General features: G+C 42.5%; 17 protein-coding genes. 8 read left to right on the top strand and 9 right to left on the bottom strand.

Annotated elements, in window-relative coordinates; genetic code table 11:
* Positions 1-41: 41 nt before the first annotated feature.
* On the bottom strand, positions 42-1,049 hold the full coding sequence (locus HUS62_RS05220; RefSeq protein ID WP_175078776.1) for a LacI family DNA-binding transcriptional regulator: 1,008 nt from the start codon (positions 1,047-1,049) through the stop codon (positions 42-44).
* Between the two features lie 263 nt (positions 1,050-1,312).
* On the opposite strand from HUS62_RS05220, the gene HUS62_RS05215 reads away from it, so the two are divergent.
* Positions 1,313-3,571: a TonB-dependent receptor gene (locus HUS62_RS05215; RefSeq protein ID WP_175078775.1), complete on the top strand. Its 2,259-nt coding sequence runs from the start codon at positions 1,313-1,315 to the stop codon at positions 3,569-3,571.
* A 52-nt stretch (positions 3,572-3,623) separates the two neighbouring features.
* Here HUS62_RS05215 and HUS62_RS05210 read toward each other — a convergent pair whose 3' ends face one another.
* The 3 genes from HUS62_RS05210 to HUS62_RS05200 are packed head-to-tail and all read right to left on the bottom strand — an operon-like array spanning position 3,624 to position 5,282.
* On the bottom strand, positions 3,624-4,247 hold the full coding sequence (locus HUS62_RS05210) for an SGNH/GDSL hydrolase family protein (protein ID WP_175078774.1): 624 nt from the start codon (positions 4,245-4,247) through the stop codon (positions 3,624-3,626).
* Positions 4,247-4,771, bottom strand: a complete 525-nt coding sequence (locus HUS62_RS05205) for a DsrE family protein (RefSeq protein ID WP_175078773.1) — start codon at positions 4,769-4,771, stop codon at positions 4,247-4,249. Before HUS62_RS05205 ends, HUS62_RS05210 begins: the two co-directional genes overlap by 1 nt.
* Before the next feature lie 46 nt (positions 4,772-4,817).
* Positions 4,818-5,282 carry a flavodoxin family protein gene (locus tag HUS62_RS05200; RefSeq protein ID WP_175078772.1) on the bottom strand — a complete coding sequence of 155 codons (465 nt, stop codon included), beginning with the start codon at positions 5,280-5,282 and terminating at the stop codon, positions 4,818-4,820.
* A gap of 76 nt (positions 5,283-5,358) precedes the next feature.
* Here HUS62_RS05200 and soxR point away from each other — a divergent pair, with 76 nt between their 5' ends.
* Positions 5,359-5,814, top strand: coding sequence for a redox-sensitive transcriptional activator SoxR (gene soxR / locus HUS62_RS05195; protein ID WP_054562542.1), 456 nt, complete (start codon positions 5,359-5,361; stop codon positions 5,812-5,814).
* Between the two features lie 19 nt (positions 5,815-5,833).
* Here the strand turns inward: soxR and HUS62_RS05190 are convergent, their stop codons facing one another.
* Positions 5,834-6,193: a DUF1294 domain-containing protein gene (locus HUS62_RS05190; RefSeq protein ID WP_063704408.1), complete on the bottom strand. Its 360-nt coding sequence runs from the start codon at positions 6,191-6,193 to the stop codon at positions 5,834-5,836.
* A 52-nt stretch (positions 6,194-6,245) separates the two neighbouring features.
* Here HUS62_RS05190 and HUS62_RS05185 point away from each other — a divergent pair, with 52 nt between their 5' ends.
* Positions 6,246-6,770, top strand: a complete 525-nt coding sequence (locus HUS62_RS05185; protein ID WP_175078771.1) for a hypothetical protein — start codon at positions 6,246-6,248, stop codon at positions 6,768-6,770.
* 45 nt (positions 6,771-6,815) lie between these two features.
* Here the strand turns inward: HUS62_RS05185 and HUS62_RS05180 are convergent, their stop codons facing one another.
* From HUS62_RS05180 to HUS62_RS23345, 3 genes are all read right to left on the bottom strand, one after another.
* The gene (locus HUS62_RS05180) at positions 6,816-8,333 is read right to left on the bottom strand and encodes a DUF3360 family protein (protein ID WP_175078770.1); all 1,518 of its coding nucleotides are present in this window, start codon (positions 8,331-8,333) and stop codon (positions 6,816-6,818) included.
* Between the two features lie 488 nt (positions 8,334-8,821).
* Positions 8,822-10,945 carry a methyl-accepting chemotaxis protein gene (locus HUS62_RS05175; RefSeq protein WP_175078769.1) on the bottom strand — a complete coding sequence of 708 codons (2,124 nt, stop codon included), beginning with the start codon at positions 10,943-10,945 and terminating at the stop codon, positions 8,822-8,824.
* A gap of 116 nt (positions 10,946-11,061) precedes the next feature.
* A complete protein-coding gene (locus HUS62_RS23345; protein WP_175078768.1) occupies positions 11,062-12,066 on the bottom strand; it encodes an AraC family transcriptional regulator in 1,005 nt (334 codons plus the stop codon).
* A gap of 107 nt (positions 12,067-12,173) precedes the next feature.
* Between HUS62_RS23345 and HUS62_RS05165 the strand changes: the two genes are divergently transcribed.
* Both HUS62_RS05165 and HUS62_RS05160 read left to right on the top strand, forming a co-directional pair.
* Complete coding sequence (locus HUS62_RS05165) at positions 12,174-13,607, top strand: coniferyl aldehyde dehydrogenase (protein ID WP_175078767.1); 1,434 nt, start codon at positions 12,174-12,176, stop codon at positions 13,605-13,607.
* A 25-nt stretch (positions 13,608-13,632) separates the two neighbouring features.
* Positions 13,633-15,366 (top strand): GMC family oxidoreductase, encoded by a 1,734-nt coding sequence (locus HUS62_RS05160; protein ID WP_175078766.1) that lies wholly within the window; start codon positions 13,633-13,635, stop codon positions 15,364-15,366.
* Between the two features lie 27 nt (positions 15,367-15,393).
* Here the strand turns inward: HUS62_RS05160 and HUS62_RS05155 are convergent, their stop codons facing one another.
* A complete protein-coding gene (locus tag HUS62_RS05155) occupies positions 15,394-15,822 on the bottom strand; it encodes an organic hydroperoxide resistance protein (protein ID WP_054562552.1) in 429 nt (142 codons plus the stop codon).
* Positions 15,823-15,945: 123 nt separating this feature from the next.
* Between HUS62_RS05155 and HUS62_RS05150 the strand changes: the two genes are divergently transcribed.
* From HUS62_RS05150 to HUS62_RS05140, 3 genes are all read left to right on the top strand, one after another.
* Positions 15,946-16,377: a MarR family winged helix-turn-helix transcriptional regulator gene (locus HUS62_RS05150; RefSeq protein WP_063529322.1), complete on the top strand. Its 432-nt coding sequence runs from the start codon at positions 15,946-15,948 to the stop codon at positions 16,375-16,377.
* A gap of 93 nt (positions 16,378-16,470) precedes the next feature.
* Positions 16,471-17,484, top strand: a complete 1,014-nt coding sequence (locus tag HUS62_RS05145) for a zinc-binding alcohol dehydrogenase family protein (RefSeq protein ID WP_175078765.1) — start codon at positions 16,471-16,473, stop codon at positions 17,482-17,484.
* A 409-nt stretch (positions 17,485-17,893) separates the two neighbouring features.
* Positions 17,894-18,124 carry a helix-turn-helix domain-containing protein gene (locus tag HUS62_RS05140; protein ID WP_054562555.1) on the top strand — a complete coding sequence of 77 codons (231 nt, stop codon included), beginning with the start codon at positions 17,894-17,896 and terminating at the stop codon, positions 18,122-18,124.
* The last annotated feature ends 4 nt before the right edge of the window (positions 18,125-18,128 follow it).

The raw sequence follows: 18,128 nt of genomic DNA, 5'->3' as shown, positions 1-18,128 counted from the left end.
TTTGCATTTAAAATTACACATATTGCTAACATTCAATAGGCTTAGCGCTGGCTCGACTGCCTATTTACTAGTTCTATTTCAACAACTTGAGATTCTACCGACTGCCCTGCTAACTGGGCTAACAACTTTTCAACAAGAATAACTGAAGCGCGTTGAGTATTTTGTTTAATACTCGACAAAGAAGGATGACTGATATCCGCCATGGCAATATCATCAAAACCAACGAGTGCAACATCAGTTGGAATACTAATGTAACGCTCTTTCAGAGCTTTCATCGCACCAAAAGCCACCATGTCACTACATGCCATAATGCCATCAAAGTACAGCCCTTTTTCTACCAACAATTGGTTAATTCCTTTATAAGCAGCACTACTAGTAATATCGATAGAAACCACGTGAGGAGTGGCTTTGGCTTCATTAATAGCATCTAAATAACCACGGTGGCGTTCACTAATTTCAGCGTGCCCAGGGTCACCTAAAAACAATATGTTTTTAGCGCCATTTGCCAATAAGTGCTCAGTCGCTAGGCGACCGCCTAAATAATTATCGCTGCCAACAATTGGGTAACTGCTGGGTGTTTTTGGATCGCCCCAGACAACTAAAGGAACACCAGCACTCGCTGCAGCTTCAATATTTGCTTGGCTTTTACCTTGGCCGACCACAATAATGCCATCGGCACGGCGGCTATTAATAAAGTAATTTGCCCAATCATCACTGGCCATAAACGAATTAGAAAGTAATAACTCTAAGCCAAATTTATTTAGCGCTAAATTTATTTCACCAACAATTTTAAGTAAGAAAGGGTCGTTAATAGACTGTTCTGTATCACCATCGAGGTTAATAATAACCGCAACAACATTGGTTTTTTGGGTGCGAAGGCGGCTAGCAGCCGTGTTTAAACTAAAGTTATGTTTTTTTGCTAACTGTTGAAGCTTGTCGCGAGTTTCCTTTTTTATCAATGGGTTATCATTGAGCGCACGGGAAACTGTCGACGTAGAAACACCGGCTAATTTCGCAAGATCAGCTAACTTTAATTTTCTATCATTCATGATACTGAAACACTGCTTTCCTTTAAAACATATGCTGGCAATATACCACCATTTCGACCAAATCGCTGCGCCAAAGAGCATAATATTTTTTCAGTAAGCAAAACAGACCAACTCACCCTGTGGGTAAAAAAAGGACAAAAAATTGAAAAAACAAATTGCAAACGTTTGCATAAATCTTTATGGTTTATAAAAGCAAGGTGTTAACAATTGCAAAATATTCGCTAATACATTGCTTTCAACAACATAAAAAATGGGAACACACAATGACAACTACATACACACGCAGTGCGCTAGCCTCTGCAATTTTGCTAGCTTTGAGTGGCCAAACAGTTATGGCCGAAGAGCAAACTGAGCAACCAGCTAAAGAAAAAGTAGAACGAATTATTGTATCTGGTACACCTGCAGGTATTGGCGTACGTAAAATTGATGCTGGCTATGCAGTAACCAATATAGATGCAGATCAAATTGTTAAATTATCGCCAAAAAGTACAGCTGATTTATTCAAAGCCGTGCCGGGTGTGTGGGTAGAAAGCTCGGGTGGTGAGTCTGGCGCGAACGTATTTGTACGTGGTTTCCCTGGTGGTGGTGATGCACCATTTTTAACATTAAGCCTTGAAGGTTCGCCAATTTACCCTGCGCCTACTTTGTCATTTTTAGAAAACTCGTCGTTATTCCGTTTAGATGAAACTATCGAAACGATGGAAGCATTACGCGGCGGTCCCAACCCTGTTGTATCAAATGGCCAACCAGGTTTAACAACTAACTTCCGCCTTAAACGTGGTAGTGAAGATACCGAAGGTGTATTCAAATACACAACTTCAGATTATGACCTACAACGCATTGACGCTATGGTTAGTGGTGAGATTTCTGATGACTTATTCTTTATGGTGGGTGGTTATGTTAAAAGCTCTCCAGGTATTCGTGATGCAGGTTTCACATCAGAGAAAGGCAGCCAGTTCACAATTAATATCACTAAAGAATTAGAAAACGGCACCATTAACTTATACACACGTCAAACCGACGACCACGGTGCTTGGTACTTACCAACACCACTTAATGTTGACGGTGTTGACGCAAGCTACACGCAGCTGGGTACTTTAAATCGCCAAGCGACTATCTACACAGGCGCAAATAATGACGAGCAACAGATCGACTTAGGTGAAGGCCGTGGTTGGAAAGGTCATGTTTCTGGCGGTAGTATCAAACTTGAATTCGATAACGGTTGGAGCTTCACAGATCGCTTCAACATCACCAAAGGTGATGCAAACACGTATGGCTTAGTCCCGGCAGGCTCTGCAACAACCGTTGGTGCAGTGGCTGATAACGGTGAAACAGCAACAGGTGCAGTAACTGGCACAGAATACGATGCAGACACAGCGGTTCAACAACTTGGCCGTTGGGTGGTATTAAAAGAAATTAGCGCATTCACCAATGATTTAGCATTTGCTAAAAAGCTTGATAATTTATCACTGGCCTTTGGTTATTACACAGCCAGCACATCAGCAAATGACTGGTGGAGCTTAGGTAACACAGCGTATCACGTGCTTGAAGCAGGCGGCGAAATGCTAGACGGCATCGAGTGTAATGCAAGTGTTGATGGTTGTGACTTCAACTACGATATCAACTCTACAGGCGATGCACGCACCAATGCCTTTTACACAACGGCTCAATATAAACTCAACGATGACTTTACACTTGATGCCGGTGTTCGTTTTGAAAACCACGAAGTGGAATACTCGGTTGATGAAGGTCTTGATGGCGTAATCGATAAGTCTGTTCAATATGACGAAAGCAAAACATCGTGGACAACGGGTATCAACTACTCAATTTCCGATGATATGGGTGTATTTGCTCGCGTAAACCGTGGTTACAAAATGCCTTACTTCGATGACTTCCGTGACAACTTTGATGCATACGAAGGTGGCGAAAAGCTAATTAAAGAAGTAACACAAGCCGAGTTTGGTTATAAGCTATTAACTGATAGCACCGATTTCTATGCAACATTCTTCACTAACGAAGTAAAAGGTGACACCTTTGTTCGTCGCCCTGGTGTACCAGCTGAAATCTTAACCAACGAAGCATACGGTATTGAGCTTGATTATAACTACAACCACGAATCTGGTTTCTCAGTTAACTTAAACTCAACGCTTCAAGAAACAGAAATCACAGAAAGCCCAAGCAACGAAGGTAACGAAAGCCAACGTCAGCCAAAATGGCAAGTACGTGTAACACCAAGCTATGACTTTGAAGTAAGCGATATGTATGCAACCTTATACGGCACAATCTCAGCGGTTGATGATCGTTGGGGCGACAACGAAAACACAGTTGTGTTAGAAGGTTACGAAAAAGTAGACATTGGTTTAATTGTTGAGCCTATGGAAGGTATTAAAGTGCAATTAGCGGTTGATAACTTAACTGACGAGCAAGGTATCACTGAAGGTGACCCTCGTAATGCTGATGCACCGAATGGTCGTTACATTATGCCTCGTACTACACGCTTGAGCATTAGCTACGAGTTTTAAACTCTCCTAACTCCCTTGGTTGTTATGCAATCAATACCCAAGCCACAGGGTTTTATAACCTGTGGCTTTTTTGTTTTACAATCAAGAACTGTAAATGCTCTGCTAAAGACTTATGTGATTCAAGAGTAAAATGCACACCTTCTTGCTGGCAAGGCATAGCTATTGCTTTGATATCCAAAAACAGAGTTTGCTGTTTCACACACACTTCAGAAAAAGCCTCAACTAGCTCGCTAGACTTTGCAGCCGCTCCAGCATAAATAGATTGATACGCGCCAACCTCATACACCGCCGGCGGGCTTAGTATCATTATTTTGGGTAATTCGCGGTGCAGATAGTAGTTTTTTATATCTAAAATGAATATTTCGAGGGCTTTGGCAATATCAGCAGCCGACAGTGCAAAACGGCGCTTTAAATCATTCGTGCCGAGCTGAATAACAATCACATCTAAATGATAAGCCGCTAAGTAAGGCTCTAGGTATTTAATGCCCAGTTTATCGCCACTGAAAGGCGGGTCGTTCACCAGTGTACGATTAGGCTGGCCGGCTTCAATAACTTGGTAGCCGGCACCTAATTTAATACCCAGTAAACTAGGCCAGCGCTCATCGGCAGCAAAGCGCTTACCATCGACGGGGGAAATACCATAGGTATTTGAATCACCAAAACATAAGATATTCATTAGAATGGATTCAATGTGTAACCTTGCTGCTGCAACTGTGCATGCGCGGTCATTGCCGATAACGCCATTTGCACACCAGGAATAAGCTGTTGCTGCTTTACCTTCATGTGCGTTGCGGACTGCCCACACACATACACAACGGTATTATGTGCCAACAATTGTGAGATCAATTGCTGATTTTTATTGTCGCTATCAAAGCGCTGTTTATAAAAACTGTTTTCCAGTACATCAACACTTGCGCCACCATGCACAACTAAAGCAAGTTGAATGTTCTCAGGCTTCACACCATGGGCTATATGCATATTAATGAACCGGGCTAATGAGTTCATTTTGTTATTCTGCGCCCCTTTTTCTGCCGCATCAGCTACATCAAACGCCACTTTGAAAACCGTTTGATCAGAGATTGCTGCATGATTTGGCACATCATAATAAAAACCAAAACCTTTAATAGCAGGCTCAGCTTGCTCTGCATGACTAAACGAAGATAATAAGGCTAAAGATAAACCTAACAGTGTTGATTTCATATAAGTTCCTGTTGTTTTTACTCTAGCCTACCTTGTTTAAACCCGTTTAACTAGCATCAATATGTTGGTGCGCAGTAAACTTCATGCCTAAGTAATTAAAGGTGTTTTTAAACATCTCGATAAACGCGTTAGGTGCGTGTGCAGATCCTGCATTTGAGAGCAATGAAAACTGCTTTTCACGCAATGTTCTCAGTTTTGGCCTGAGTGTTTCATCATCCATGTAATCAGTGATCCGGTCTAAAAATGCTTTAAACTGCGGTGTGGTGTTATACCAATACACAGGTGATGCCAGCACCCAGTGTTGATAATTCAACAGCGCTTCAAATACCGCATAAAAGTCATCATTTTTATATTGCTTATTGTAGCAATAAGGCGAGATAACATAGTCATCTAGACATACTACATCGCCGCCATACTGCGCTTTATAATCATTAACTTGTAAGCTCGTGTTGCCCTTTTTTCGCGCACTTGAATAAATAATTACCGTATTTGTTATTGGTTTTTGTTGCATGACTATCACTCCTTTTTTATGATGTGCGCAGCGTAAAACCTCAAGCTAACTTTAGGTCAACACCTTGGAGCAAATTATGTCAGATAAGAAACTTATTGATGCAAACCTAGCGGTTGGCTTTGTGGCAAAACGCAGTGGCGTAAAAGTTTCGACCTTGCATTTTTATGAGTCGAAAGGGCTTATTCGCAGCTGGCGTAATAACGGTAACCAGCGCCGCTATAAACCCGATGTATTGCGCCGAATTGCCGTAATAAAAGCTGCGCAAACCATGGGCATAACTCTTGAAGACATTAAACAAACGTTAAGCACCCTACCCGAGCAACGCACACCCACTAAACAAGATTGGGCAGCCCTTTCAAAGGTCTGGCAAACGCAATTAGATGAACGCATTCAATACATGCAGCGATTGCGCGAGCGCGTTAACGGTTGCATTGGCTGCGGCTGTTTATCAATGGCTAAATGCCCTATCTACAACAAAGATGATTATTTAGGTGAAGAGCACAGCGGCGCTGTGCTGTTAGAAAGAGATTAATACGCGACTGTTTGTGCTCTTAAATTAACTGCAAATAATACAGTGACGACAGTGCACTGCCATTAACAATAATTGTTAACCAAAGTACGGCAATAAAACTGCGTTTTTTAGATTTATGTCTTAACCATTGCTGTGCAATTAATGAACCTGGCCAGCCGCCAATTAACCCTAAAATATGCAGTGTACGCTCAGGTACTCTTATCACATGCTCGCCATGTTGCATCGCTAAACGTTTATCCCAGCCATATACCAAAAAGCTTATTAAGCTGGCTACGCTGTAGGTGCCTGCAATAAAGTAGGTAATATTAAGTTGCCACGATACCAACCATAGCAGCGCTAAAAACAACAATGAAAATGTTATTAATGTTTTCTTAATCAACGAATTATCACCTATACTCTGCAAAACAAATTAATTTTATCGGGGCGCTATTATGGCATACCTAAAATCACTTTTACTATCAATCTGCCTATGTTCGCTTTCTGCTATGGCAGCAGATCAACAACTTGATGACAAGCTAAAAGTGTTTGAGCCTTACTTAGGCACGTGGCAGTCAGACTTTAATGTCGCAGCAGGTAAGCCTGCCGTGCAAGATGTGAGTAGCTGGCAACGCGCGCTAAATGGCACGGCGATTAAAACCATTCACTCTATCAATGAAGGTGAATATGGTGGTGAGTCGATGATTTTTTGGGACAATAAAAAGCAGTCTTTAGTGTTTTATTACTTCACTACGGCAGGTTTTTATACCCAAGGCACTATGAATGTACTTAGCCCTACTCAATTTGTTGCTTATGAAAATGTAACGGGTAATAAAGAAGGGATCACTAAGGTGAAATCGACAAGCGAGTTTAAAGACAACAGCTTTGTGGTGTCGACCTCTTACCTTAAAAAAGGTCAATGGACAAAACCCGATACCCGAACTTACACCCGCAGCGAAAAAACAGTTAAGTTTAAATAAAAGCTTTAAAAAAGGGTAAGGCGTTTATCACCTTACCCTTATATATTAATGTCTAAAGTCTGCCATTAATGCTGGGATCCCTGGCAACATACCCACCATTGCCATCACGCTTGTTAAAATAACAAACATTACTAATGGAATGATCCAGCGGCTCATTGGGGTTAGTTCAGAGCTTCGTTCTTTACAACCAATTAAGCCCAGATTGTCGAGCAACATAGTTAATGACCAGCCAAATGCAGGATTCACTAAAGTAGATGAAAACACCACAATAGCAGCCGATTGCGTAGTTTTACCTTCGCGGGTCATTTCCATACCCGCTTCTAGAAGTGGGATAAACACACCAACTATTAGCGCGACGCATAACACGGGTTGCCAAATAGCTAAATCCATTGGGTAGCCCCAAATACTGGCAATAATACAAAATAATGCCGTTAACACCGCTCCGGCAGGAATTGGGCGTTTAGCGATAGCTGCTGGCACGATGTAGGTCCCCCATGAAGAGGTAAAGTTAGAGCCGCCTAACAAAGAACCAAACGTTTGGCGAATTGAAGCACTGAACATGGTATCGTCAATGTTCATTTGTACTTTTTCTGTGCGTTCTGGGTAACTAATTTTTTGGAATACTTGATGTCCTAAAAAGTCAGGTGACCACATGGCAACCGCAAGCACCGCGAATGGCAATACCACAACAAAGCTCTCTAGGGTCGGTAAACCGAGCATCCAACCAGTGTTTTCACCCCACCAATACATTGGGTTCATATTTGGTAAACCCGGTGCGGTTTTAAACTCAAATGGCGCACCCAGTAAAAAGGCGATTAAACCGCCAAGTAAACAACTTAATGGCACAGCTAACCAACGCTTTTTGTAATGCTCAAGTAAGGCATACAACACGATTGTCGATAAGATCACAATGAAAGCAATATGGGTCATATCAATACCCTCAGCCCATGCAAACAGCTTTTTAACCTGCGAAATAGTGCCAATAAAACCAAGGTAGAGCAGTAAACCACCACACACGCCTCGGCTGGTTAACCCCGCCAGTAAACTTCCGCCTTTACTAAGTGCCAGTAACAGACCAAACGCCCCTATCAGTAAACCGAAGGCCATTGGGTGGCCACCCGCAGCAACCACTATCGGAATCAAAGGAATAAGCGGCCCATGCGTACCCGCTAAGTTTGCTGTTGGTAAAAAGAAGCCTGAAAATAATAAAATGAAGATCGATACAATTAACAGCTCATAGCGCACGTTTTCTAGAATAAAGCCTTCACCTAAGCCTAGTGGCGCTGCAAACGTTGCAGCAATTGCACCCACCATGACCACCTTGCCTATGGTGCCTGCCATGGCAGGGATAGAGTCTTCTAATTCAAACCGATAATCACGAAACGGTAAGTTAGGACGCCAGCGCTTAGGCTGCATAATTTGTAATTCGTGTTCAAGGTATTCGTCACGACTCGAAAATTCACTACTTGGTTTATGAAGTGCTTGATAGCTTTGCTGGTCGGTATGAGTATCCGATCCTTGTTCAGCAGGCGTTGTTGACGCTGATTGCTGCCTCGTATTCATGAGTTCTCCTACTGCCTATCTTGAAAAATTGTGTGAGTTTTTATTATGCAGTTAGGGTAAAGCAGCCAGATACAAAACACGATTAGGCAAAAGGTCGGGTATGAATTTATAAAATAGGTGTTTTTAATAAGTTGAGAGCCTCATAAAACACACTCAACCAATTGATAATTAATGGTTTATTTAGATTTATCGCTTTTAAAGAGTAAGCTTTGGATTGTTTTTTAAGCACATTAACTATTAGTCTAATAAATTGTATGAATAGCAAACAATGAAGCTATTTGCTCGGAGAAAACAAGCATCACGCTTGCTTGGCGCGCGAAACAAGTTTCATGCCTAAGTCTAAGGTTTACCTTTGCGTTGTGATTTATCATTCATGACTAAAGTCATTCCTGCGAGAGATAGAAACGAGGAGCGAGGTACGAGTCTGTAGCTGCGATTTTACATCGCGTTTTTCTCGAACCTAGCCCCTTTACTCTTGTAACTAGCAACTATTTCGTCTTCAACTTATTCAACTCATCATCTTGTTGTGCAACGAGTGCATTGAGGGTTTGGCTACCATCTCCGGCTTGTGTAGATAGCTCAGCTAGTTGCGATGCGGCATCTGAAATTAACGTCAGGTTGCGGTTTATCTCTTCTGTGACTGAGCTTTGCTCTTCTGCAGCCGTTGCAATGTGAGTAATTTGCTGCGTGATTTCATCCACTTTGACGACAACTTCGTGTAATGCATCAAATGCAACGGAGGTTTCATCTACCGCGGTTTGTGCACGCACAACACCTTGTTCAATTACTTTAGAAGCGTTACCTACTTCTAGCTGTAAGCTGTCGATTAGGCCGCTAATGTCATCGGTTGATGAACGTGTTTTTGAAGCAAGCGCCCTTACTTCATCAGCCACCACCGCAAAGCCACGGCCTTGTTCACCGGCCCTTGCCGCTTCAATTGCCGCATTCAGTGCAAGTAAGTTTGTTTGCTCTGCAATTGTTCTGATCACATCTAAAATTTGTGTAATGTCGTTACTGCGTGCCGCAACTTTTTCAACCGCTTGATTGGCCTCTTTGATTTCATCTGACATGGTTTTAACTTGGGTAACCGCAGACGACAAGCTCGATTCACTGCTCACAACAAGGCTGTTTATTTCATCGGCTTGTTGCGCTGACTGCTCTGAGGCTCTTGCTACTTCGAGTGCTGTCGCGCTCATTTCATTCATGGCGGTTACTACGCTCTCAATTTCTTGGAACTGAGCTTGAACGTTGTGTTTAGTATCAACAGCAACACTGGTGGCTAATTGGGCCTGCTCTTTGGTTTGCGTTGATACATTCTTAAGCTCACCAATTAAATCGCGTAATTTAGCAAGAAATGCATTAAAGCCTGTAGCCAGTGCGATTAGCTCAGCGTGGGTATCAACATGCAAGGTTTGAGTTAAGTCACCTTCAGCACTGGCAAGGTTATCAACACGCTGTTGAATTTGCTGTAATGGAGCCACAATGGTACGGATCACTAAGGTCATGATCACAAAGGCGGCACCAGCAATAATAATACCTGTAACCAAGATTAAACCGCCTAGTGTATTGGCATTTTCACTCATGCTATTTGCCAGTGCATGGGGCCCTTCAAGGGCAAGCTCAGCAGGTACTTCAATCAATAAGTTCCACTGTGTTTTTGCAAGCTTTATGCTAATTGGGTAGTTAACTAAATACTGATCACCAACTTTAAATACACCACTTTGTTTTTTTGCTTTAACGTAATTGTCTAAAGTGCTTTTTGCCAACGCCTCTTTTACCGGTCTGCCTAGCTTATCTTTGTAATGGCTACTACCAACCACTAAATCGAGTGAACTTAGCAAGGTGACACGGGCTTTACCGTTATATAGCTCTTTTGAGAGCTTTTCGGTCATGCTTTGAAATACAGGCAGGGTTAAATCAACCCCAGCAACACCAATAAATTCGTTATCACGAAGAATGGGCACAGTTAAAGAGGTCATCATTTCTGAATACCCTGGGGTGATTTCGTATAAGTAGGGCTCCATTATACAAGGCACTTTGGTATCCTTTACACACAAGTACCACTCAGCTTCCCGCTGGCCAAATTCATTGAGCGTATCCACATATTTTTCAGCTACATCGTCAACCACTTGTTGCTCAATTACGCCGTCTCGGCTGCGCGTGAAATAAATTTCTAGTGTGCCAACGCCTGCTACAGAATGATCATACCCGCTGATAAAATTAGCATCACGGCCATCAAACGCATTTGCTTCAAATTGCGAGTAGATAGATGAAAGAATATCATTTTTTTGTAATAGAGAGCGATTCAACTCAACTACAGCATCGCGGGTTAAGGTAGCTGCCGCATCGTTGTCACCTAAGATAGCGGCAAATGAATAAGGCACTCGGTACGCTTCATTAATAAACCCAGCAACTTGTTCACCATATGCGGCGGCATTTGAGGCGAGCTTGTCTTCAACTTCAGCAACAATCAGCTTTTCTGATTGCGCAGCTAGCTGCTGGTTGCTGCTTGACAGCTGCCACCATAAAACACTTGATAAAACAAACACAGTAATAAAAATACTGCCTACCGTAAGCCATAATAATTTTTTCGCTAATGCTAACTGCCGCATCGACATTTCCTGTTTTTATTGTAGGTTTACTAATAGTTTAGACCATTTGCATGACTACACAGAGACAATTAGAAAAAAAGTATGAAGTTTTGCTGTAATTAAGCTGCTTTGTTAAGTTAGCTCAAGTTTTGCTGCCATTCGGTGGGTGACATACCAAACCATAATTTAAAGCGACGACTAAAAATCGACAGCTCCGCATAGCCTAAACGTAGTGCTAAGTCGGTCATATTGATATGCTTTTGTTGTAATAGCCGCATTGCCTCTGACTTTCGTACTTCGTCCAACAATTGTCGATAACTGGTATTATGCTCAGTTAATATTCGCTGCAGCTTTTTGGGGTGTAGCCCTACACTTTTGGCCGTATTTTCTTTATTACACTCACCGGTTGCTAGCAACATTTTCATCGCACTTTCTATTTGCAGCATTTCATCGGGGAGTTTATTAAGGCGTTGTAGCTCAAGTTGGTCGGCTATTAGGGTGTCTAAAATGGCATCATTGAGCTGGGGTTTATAAGATAAAAATGCGCTTGAAAAATAAATCGCATCTACGTCACTGTTAAACTCAACCTCGCAATTAAGCACTTTATTAAATAATGGCCGCTGTTTCACCGCGACAGATTGCCTTAAACACACTTTATCTGCACGCCATTTCGGGCCAACTAATTCTTTTAATATTTTATTGACCAAACACACTGCCAACTGTGATTTTTGCTCAAACTCGTGTTTTTCGTCAGACAATCTGACAAAACGTACCTCACAACTTGTTTGCCCAAACAGGGCAAGGTTTAGCACAATGCCTTCGGCATGCAGGTATATGTATTTTTGGGCAACATTAAGGGCATCAAGAATCGTAGGTTGGCGCGACATGTAAGCACCAATCAAGCCCACAGTACTCATACTTTGTGATGCGCCAAGCTTTAAGCCAAAACATGGCTCGTCACACGCTTGGGCAGCAAGTTCAAGTAACTCAAGATAATGAGCGTAAACAACAAAGCTGTCTGGGTCGCGTAATTGTGCGGGTAAAATACCTGCTTTCTCCAACAAAGTAATTGGATTTACGCCATATTGCCTCACTAAATTCTCAAACCCAGCTAAACTAGAAGAGCGAATTAAACTTTCCACGCAGTGTGCCTTTTGTCCTAAAGAGTCATTTCAGTGTCCTAAAAAGTCAAATCAACTGCAAGTGATTTATTTATGCTAGAACAAACTCTGACAAACAGAACATACAGATGAACATTGCAGCAAAACCAGTAAGCATCGACAACATTTTAATGGCCGACTTAGTCGCGCAGCGCAGCCACGCTAAAGCTGAGGGTATTGAAAGCTACCAGCAAAGACGTGAACACTTACTTGCGTTAAAAGCTATGATCACTGAGAACCAAGCACGTATTATCGAGGCCATTAATCAAGACTATGGGAATCGCTCTCGCCATGAAACCTTACTTGCCGAAATCATTAATGCCTGTGCAGATATCAATAGCACGTTAAAGCACCTTCAAAAGTGGATGAAATTGCAAAAGCGGCATGTTGATCACCGTATGTATTTAGGGGCAAAAAACCGAGTTATTCCCCAGCCGCTAGGTGTTGTAGGGTTAATTGTGCCGTGGAATTTCCCGATAAATTTAGCCTTTAGTCAATTAGCCGCAGCATTTGCAGCAGGTAACAAGGCGATGGTTAAAATGTCTGAAAACTCTCGGCATTTAAGTGCGCTTTTAGGTGAGCTAGTGGGCAATTATTTTAAGCCCGAAAAGCTGCAATTTTACTGTGAGACTGGTGAAGTAGGCATCGCCTTTTCAAAGCTTACCTTTGATCATTTAATGTTCACAGGCTCAGGTGAAACCGGTAAAAAAGTGATGGCTGCCGCAGCGCAAAATCTAACGCCTGTAACCCTTGAGTTAGGTGGTAAATCTCCTGCTGTGATTGCTACTGATTACCCGATGCAAAAAGCTGTAGAGCGCATCATGTATGTAAAGCAAATGAACGCCGGGCAAATTTGTACCAATGTTGATTATGTATTTGTGCATCAGTCTCAACTTGCGCTATTTATCGATACAGCAACTCGCTGGGCGAAGAAACATGTGCCAGATATCCATAGCCAAGATTACACAGCCATTATTGATGACCGCGCATTTAAACGCCTTACAAACTGTATTGAAGAAGCCAAACAACTTGGCGCTGACGTTATTACGCTTAGCGACCAAGTGGCAGATGCCAACACGCGAAAACTGCCACTGACATTAATTTTAAACAGCAATGACAGTATGAGCATTGATACCCGCGAGACATTTGGACCTATTTTAATGGTAAAAACCTATCAAGACTCGCAGCAGGTCGTTGATTATATTGCAGGGCGAGATAGGCCTTTAGCGTTTTATCCGTTTAGCTACAACAAACAGCTTATTAACTTTTATATTGAGCAGGTGATGTCGGGGGGTGTAAGCGTTAACGATGCCCTGTTTCATGTCGGTCAGCACGACTTACCTTTTGGTGGCGTAGGTGCCAGTGGTATGGGGCATTACCATGGCTATGAAGGCTTTTTAACCTTTTCAAAATTACGTCCGGTGTTTTATCAAGCCAAGTTTTCAAGCGTGAAATTTTTAATGCCGCCTTACGGCAGGTTTGCCGATAAGCTTTTAGCCTTTTTGAGTAAATTAAATTCATAACAATAAACACCAACAGGTGATAATAATGCAGCAACACACATTTGATTTTGACCAAATTATTATAGGCTCTGGATTTGGCGGCTCTGTGAGTGCGCTTCGCCTAAGCGAAAAAGGCAACCGAGTTTTAGTACTCGAAAAAGGCCTACGCCGCGACGATAAAGAATTTCCAAAAACCAACCTAGATATCAAAAATTATATGTGGCAGCCAGAAATTGGCCTAAAAGGCTGCATTCAATTTTCGTTTACCAGCAAAGTCACTGTGCTGCATGGTGTGGGTGTGGGTGGTGGCTCACAAATTTATGCCAATGTGCACCTTATTCCTGATGATGAAGTATTTCAATCTCCAGCGTGGACACGCATAAAATCAGACTGGAAAGAAAGCCTAATGCCCTACTATGGCCTTGCACAGCGCATGTTAGGCAGTGCCAAAAATACCTATACCAATGTTGCCGATCACACACTAAAAGAGATTGCAGAGCAGATGGGCCAAGGTGGCTCATTTAAAACCGTGAACACTGGGGTGCTTTTTGCAAAACCCGGCGAAGCCTATAACAAAGAGCTACCCGATCCATACTTTAATGGCGATGGTCCAAGACGAAATACCTGCCATTACTGTGGTAGCTGCATGATTGGTTGTCGCCATAATGCCAAAAACACCTTAATGAAAAACTATCTGTACTTTGCCGAGCGCAATGGCGTAGAGATAAGACCCAGCTCTGAAGTAATCAAAATCACCCCGCTCAATGCAGATGGCAGCGCCGGATACAAAATTAAGATTAAAGATACCAGTCATCGCAATAGCCATATTTATACGCTAACAACACGTGGCGTTGTGCTTAGCGCAGGGGTCATGGGCACCGTGCCTTTGCTTTTAAAAATGCGCGATAAAGACAAAACATTGCCCAATATGTCAGCTTGGCTAGGCCAGCAAATTCGTACTAATTCAGAAACACTCACCACCGCGAATAACACCACCAAAAAAGTTGATGATGGCGTTGCGATCAGCTCATTTATTTCGGTCGACAAAGACACCAATATTGAAATTTGCCGGTTTAGAGAAGGCGCCGATGGCACATGGCTATATTTACCTTACGTTCCTATGGTGACTGGAAAAGGCCTCAAGCGTATTGCTAAGTTTTTACTGAATACACTGCGCCATCCAATAAAAACAGCCAAAGTCTTGCGGCCAAAAGGTAAAGCCCGCAGCTCAATTCTATTTTTGGTGATGCAAAAATCCGAGGCGTTTATTCACCTAGAATGGCGACGTAAATGGTATCGATTATTTAAAAACGGCATTACTGCGGTGCAAAAAGACAATGACACGCCGCTTAGTGTTAGTTTTCCAAAAGCAGAAGAAGCAACCAAACTCTACGCCGAAAAACTGGGTGGCGTGCCGGGGTCTGCCTTATCTGAAGTGCTCTTTGGTGCCCCGATGACGGCGCATATAATGAGTGGAGTCGCCATGGGGACTGATGCTTCTAACGGCGTAGTTGATAGCTCTGGAGAAGTGTTCGGCTATCAAAACCTACGAGTTATTGACGGCTCAATCATACCGGGTAATTTAGGGGTAAACCCATCATTAACCATTACCGCATTGTCTGAATACGCAATGAGCCAAGTGCCGGTATTCGATGCAGCCCGAGCAAGCAAGATAAAGCCAATACAATTTAGTGAACCACGCGAAGGCCAAGTATCAGCGCTTACTGGTTCAGGTGATTTAGCAAAATCGATTGCTGAAAAACAAAAAAGCCGTGCATAAAGCACGGCCTATTTTGATAAATAGCGATTAGATCACTGATAATTCGACAGCAATGTTACCACGCGTTGCGTTTGAGTATGGGCATACTTCGTGCGCTTTATTAACCAGTGCAAGAGCGGTGTCTTTATCCAGATCACCTACCGATACCGCAAGCTTAACAGCAATACCAAAACCACCTTCGATAGGACCAATAGATACTTCAGAGTTAATGTGAGTATCAGCTGGTAATTTAACTTTTGCTTGGCCAGCCACTAACTTTAATGCACCGATAAAACAAGCCGCGTAACCTGCTGCAAATAATTGCTCAGGATTTGTACCTTGACCATCATCACCACCTAACCCCTTAGGAGTTGATAGTGCCACATCTAAACGACCATCATCTGATTTTGCTGTGCCTTCACGGCCACCTGTTGCTGTTGCTTTTGCTGTGTATGCGACGCTTTGTAGTTCTTTCATGATTACTCTCCTAATTGAGTGAAAATATATTTTGCATGCAAAATATATTAGATCAGCTTTTTCGGGATTGCAAATACTTTGTATGCAAATTAAAATACACGTATTGAATTTTGAGGATCGAGCATGAAATACCCACAACTAAAATTAGATAACCAGCTATGCCACCGCTTATATATGGCATCGAATGGGATTGCCCGTGCGTATCGAGATTCTCTCAACCAATTAGATTTAACCTACCCGCAATACGTAGTGATGATGGCGCTGTGGGAAGAAGATCAGATCAGCATTGCTGAATTACTTGAAAAAACCGCCATTGATGGCGGTGCGATGACGCAAATTTTGAAAAAAATGAGCGATAAAGCATTGTTGTCGATCACCAAAGATAGCCAAGATAAACGCAAACGACTCGTGCAGCTCGAAGCCAAAGGCAAGGCGATGCAAGATCAAGCCGCCGATATACCGTCGCAAATTCGTTGTCGCTTCCCAAGCATTAACGAACAACAAGCACTGCAACTGATTGAATTACTCGATTTAGTAAATAGTGATCTTAATTAACAAAAATTATTTGAAAGTGAATTTGGATTACACCGCTTTTTAATAAAACTAGATGCGCTATAGTGTTTAAAACTCATCAATACGGACACCATCATGAAAGCATTTGGATACACAACAGCAACCCCAACGTTATCGGACTCATCACTACAAGCGATTGAATTACCTGATCCCGTTGCGACAGGTCACGACATTCTTGTAGCCGTAGAAGCAATTTCAGTAAACCCCGTTGATACTAAAATTCGCGCTAATGTGTCACCAGACACTGGCTACAAAGTTATTGGCTGGGATGCAGTGGGAACCGTTAAAGCTGTTGGCGACAAAGTTTCGTTATTTAATGTCGGTGACCGTGTGTTTTATGCTGGCGACTTAACGCGCCAAGGTAGTAATGCTGAGCTGCAACTTGTTGATGAACGCATTGTCGGTCTTGCACCAACAAGCCTGAGTAATAGTGAAGCAGCCGCCCTGCCATTAACCAGTATTACTGCGTGGGAGTTATTGTTTGACCGTTTACAGATTGAAAAATCTAAAAACAATAAGCCAGCCTCTGTATTAGTGATAGGTGCCGCAGGTGGTGTAGGCTCAATTTTAGTGCAGCTTGCCAAACAGCTTACCAATTTAACCGTAGTTGGTACCGCCGCACGAGAAGAAAGCGCCAACTGGCTTAAAGACTTAGGTGTTGATCATGTGCTTGATCATAGCAAAAACCTTAACGAGCAACGTCTTGCGGCCGACTTGAAGGAATTTGATTACGTAGTGAGCTTAACGCACACCGATCAACATCTTGATAGCATTATGGAAGTGATCAAGCCACAAGGTAAATTGGCACTGATCGACGACCCTGCAAGCTTTGATATTTTAAAGTTAAAGCGTAAAAGTATTTCGTTGCATTGGGAGTTTATGTATACCCGCTCAATGTTCCAAACCGAGGATATGATTGCCCAGCATCAGCTTCTTTCAGAGCTTGCTAGCTTAGTTGATAACGGCACAATCAAAACAACATTGGGTGAGCATTTAGGTAAGATAAACGTAGCAAACCTTGTTAAAGCCCATGGGATTTTAGAATCTCACAAAGCTCGCGGAAAGCTTGTGTTGGAAGGGTTTGAGTAACGAAGGGAAAGTTACGAGGTACGAGTTGCGAGGGGAAAGTTAGCGAGAGTAAAGTTTCGAAAAACGAGATACGAGCTGCGAGCAGCGATTTCACATCGCGTACTTCCTCGTTCAATAATACAAACACGCATCATTAAAGTGCATTACTGCACTTACCTTTCACTATTTTAGTGCCTGTTTTTAGGGACGCCCTTACCACCTAACATTAACCAATTGATTTTTAATGCATTTAAATTTAATAAAGGTTTGGCACAGATCTTCCAATAGTGAGTATGAACTGGCACTAACAAGGAGACTAACGTGACTAACTTCTTTCACACTCTTTATCTACTTTGGCGATTAGACATCAGCACATGGCATATGCATGAAGCAAACGATCCGCATAATGTTGCTGATTTGGAGCGTCGCTATGTTAAATAATGACCCCGCATTTATTGAAGCACTTAAAAAAATTTCGGTTCACCAACTGACAATCACCGAAGCGTCTGAGCAGTACGACATTCCTAAGCGTGTGTTATACAAAGCCGCACGACAGCAACAAGTTAAACAGAACAAACAAAAAGCGTATTTAATTGCCACTCAGAAGCGCCTTCAACAAAGTCTACGTAATGTAGAAATGGAGTTAGCTAGCTTCAGCTAAATAA

Origin of the sequence: Pseudoalteromonas sp. 0303 (assembly GCF_013349995.1) — a bacterium.
Taxonomy (GTDB): domain Bacteria; phylum Pseudomonadota; class Gammaproteobacteria; order Enterobacterales; family Alteromonadaceae; genus Pseudoalteromonas.
Note: the sequence above shows the minus strand (reverse complement) of the source record. Positions and strands in the feature narration are given on the sequence as shown.

Coding starts and splice junctions, on each gene's coding strand:
- HUS62_RS05150 (WP_063529322.1), top strand. CDS start 15,946: ATGAAATACCCACAACTAAAATTAGATAACCAGCTATGCCACCGCTTA.
- HUS62_RS05165 (WP_175078767.1), top strand. CDS start 12,174: ATGAACATTGCAGCAAAACCAGTAAGCATCGACAACATTTTAATGGCC.
- HUS62_RS05180 (WP_175078770.1), bottom strand. CDS start 8,333: ATGAATACGAGGCAGCAATCAGCGTCAACAACGCCTGCTGAACAAGGA.
- HUS62_RS05155 (WP_054562552.1), bottom strand. CDS start 15,822: ATGAAAGAACTACAAAGCGTCGCATACACAGCAAAAGCAACAGCAACA.
- HUS62_RS05215 (WP_175078775.1), top strand. CDS start 1,313: ATGACAACTACATACACACGCAGTGCGCTAGCCTCTGCAATTTTGCTA.
- HUS62_RS05210 (WP_175078774.1), bottom strand. CDS start 4,247: ATGAATATCTTATGTTTTGGTGATTCAAATACCTATGGTATTTCCCCC.
- HUS62_RS05160 (WP_175078766.1), top strand. CDS start 13,633: ATGCAGCAACACACATTTGATTTTGACCAAATTATTATAGGCTCTGGA.
- HUS62_RS05185 (WP_175078771.1), top strand. CDS start 6,246: ATGGCATACCTAAAATCACTTTTACTATCAATCTGCCTATGTTCGCTT.
- HUS62_RS05145 (WP_175078765.1), top strand. CDS start 16,471: ATGAAAGCATTTGGATACACAACAGCAACCCCAACGTTATCGGACTCA.
- soxR (WP_054562542.1), top strand. CDS start 5,359: ATGTCAGATAAGAAACTTATTGATGCAAACCTAGCGGTTGGCTTTGTG.
- HUS62_RS05205 (WP_175078773.1), bottom strand. CDS start 4,771: ATGAAATCAACACTGTTAGGTTTATCTTTAGCCTTATTATCTTCGTTT.
- HUS62_RS05140 (WP_054562555.1), top strand. CDS start 17,894: ATGTTAAATAATGACCCCGCATTTATTGAAGCACTTAAAAAAATTTCG.
- HUS62_RS05200 (WP_175078772.1), bottom strand. CDS start 5,282: ATGCAACAAAAACCAATAACAAATACGGTAATTATTTATTCAAGTGCG.
- HUS62_RS05175 (WP_175078769.1), bottom strand. CDS start 10,945: ATGCGGCAGTTAGCATTAGCGAAAAAATTATTATGGCTTACGGTAGGC.
- HUS62_RS05220 (WP_175078776.1), bottom strand. CDS start 1,049: ATGAATGATAGAAAATTAAAGTTAGCTGATCTTGCGAAATTAGCCGGT.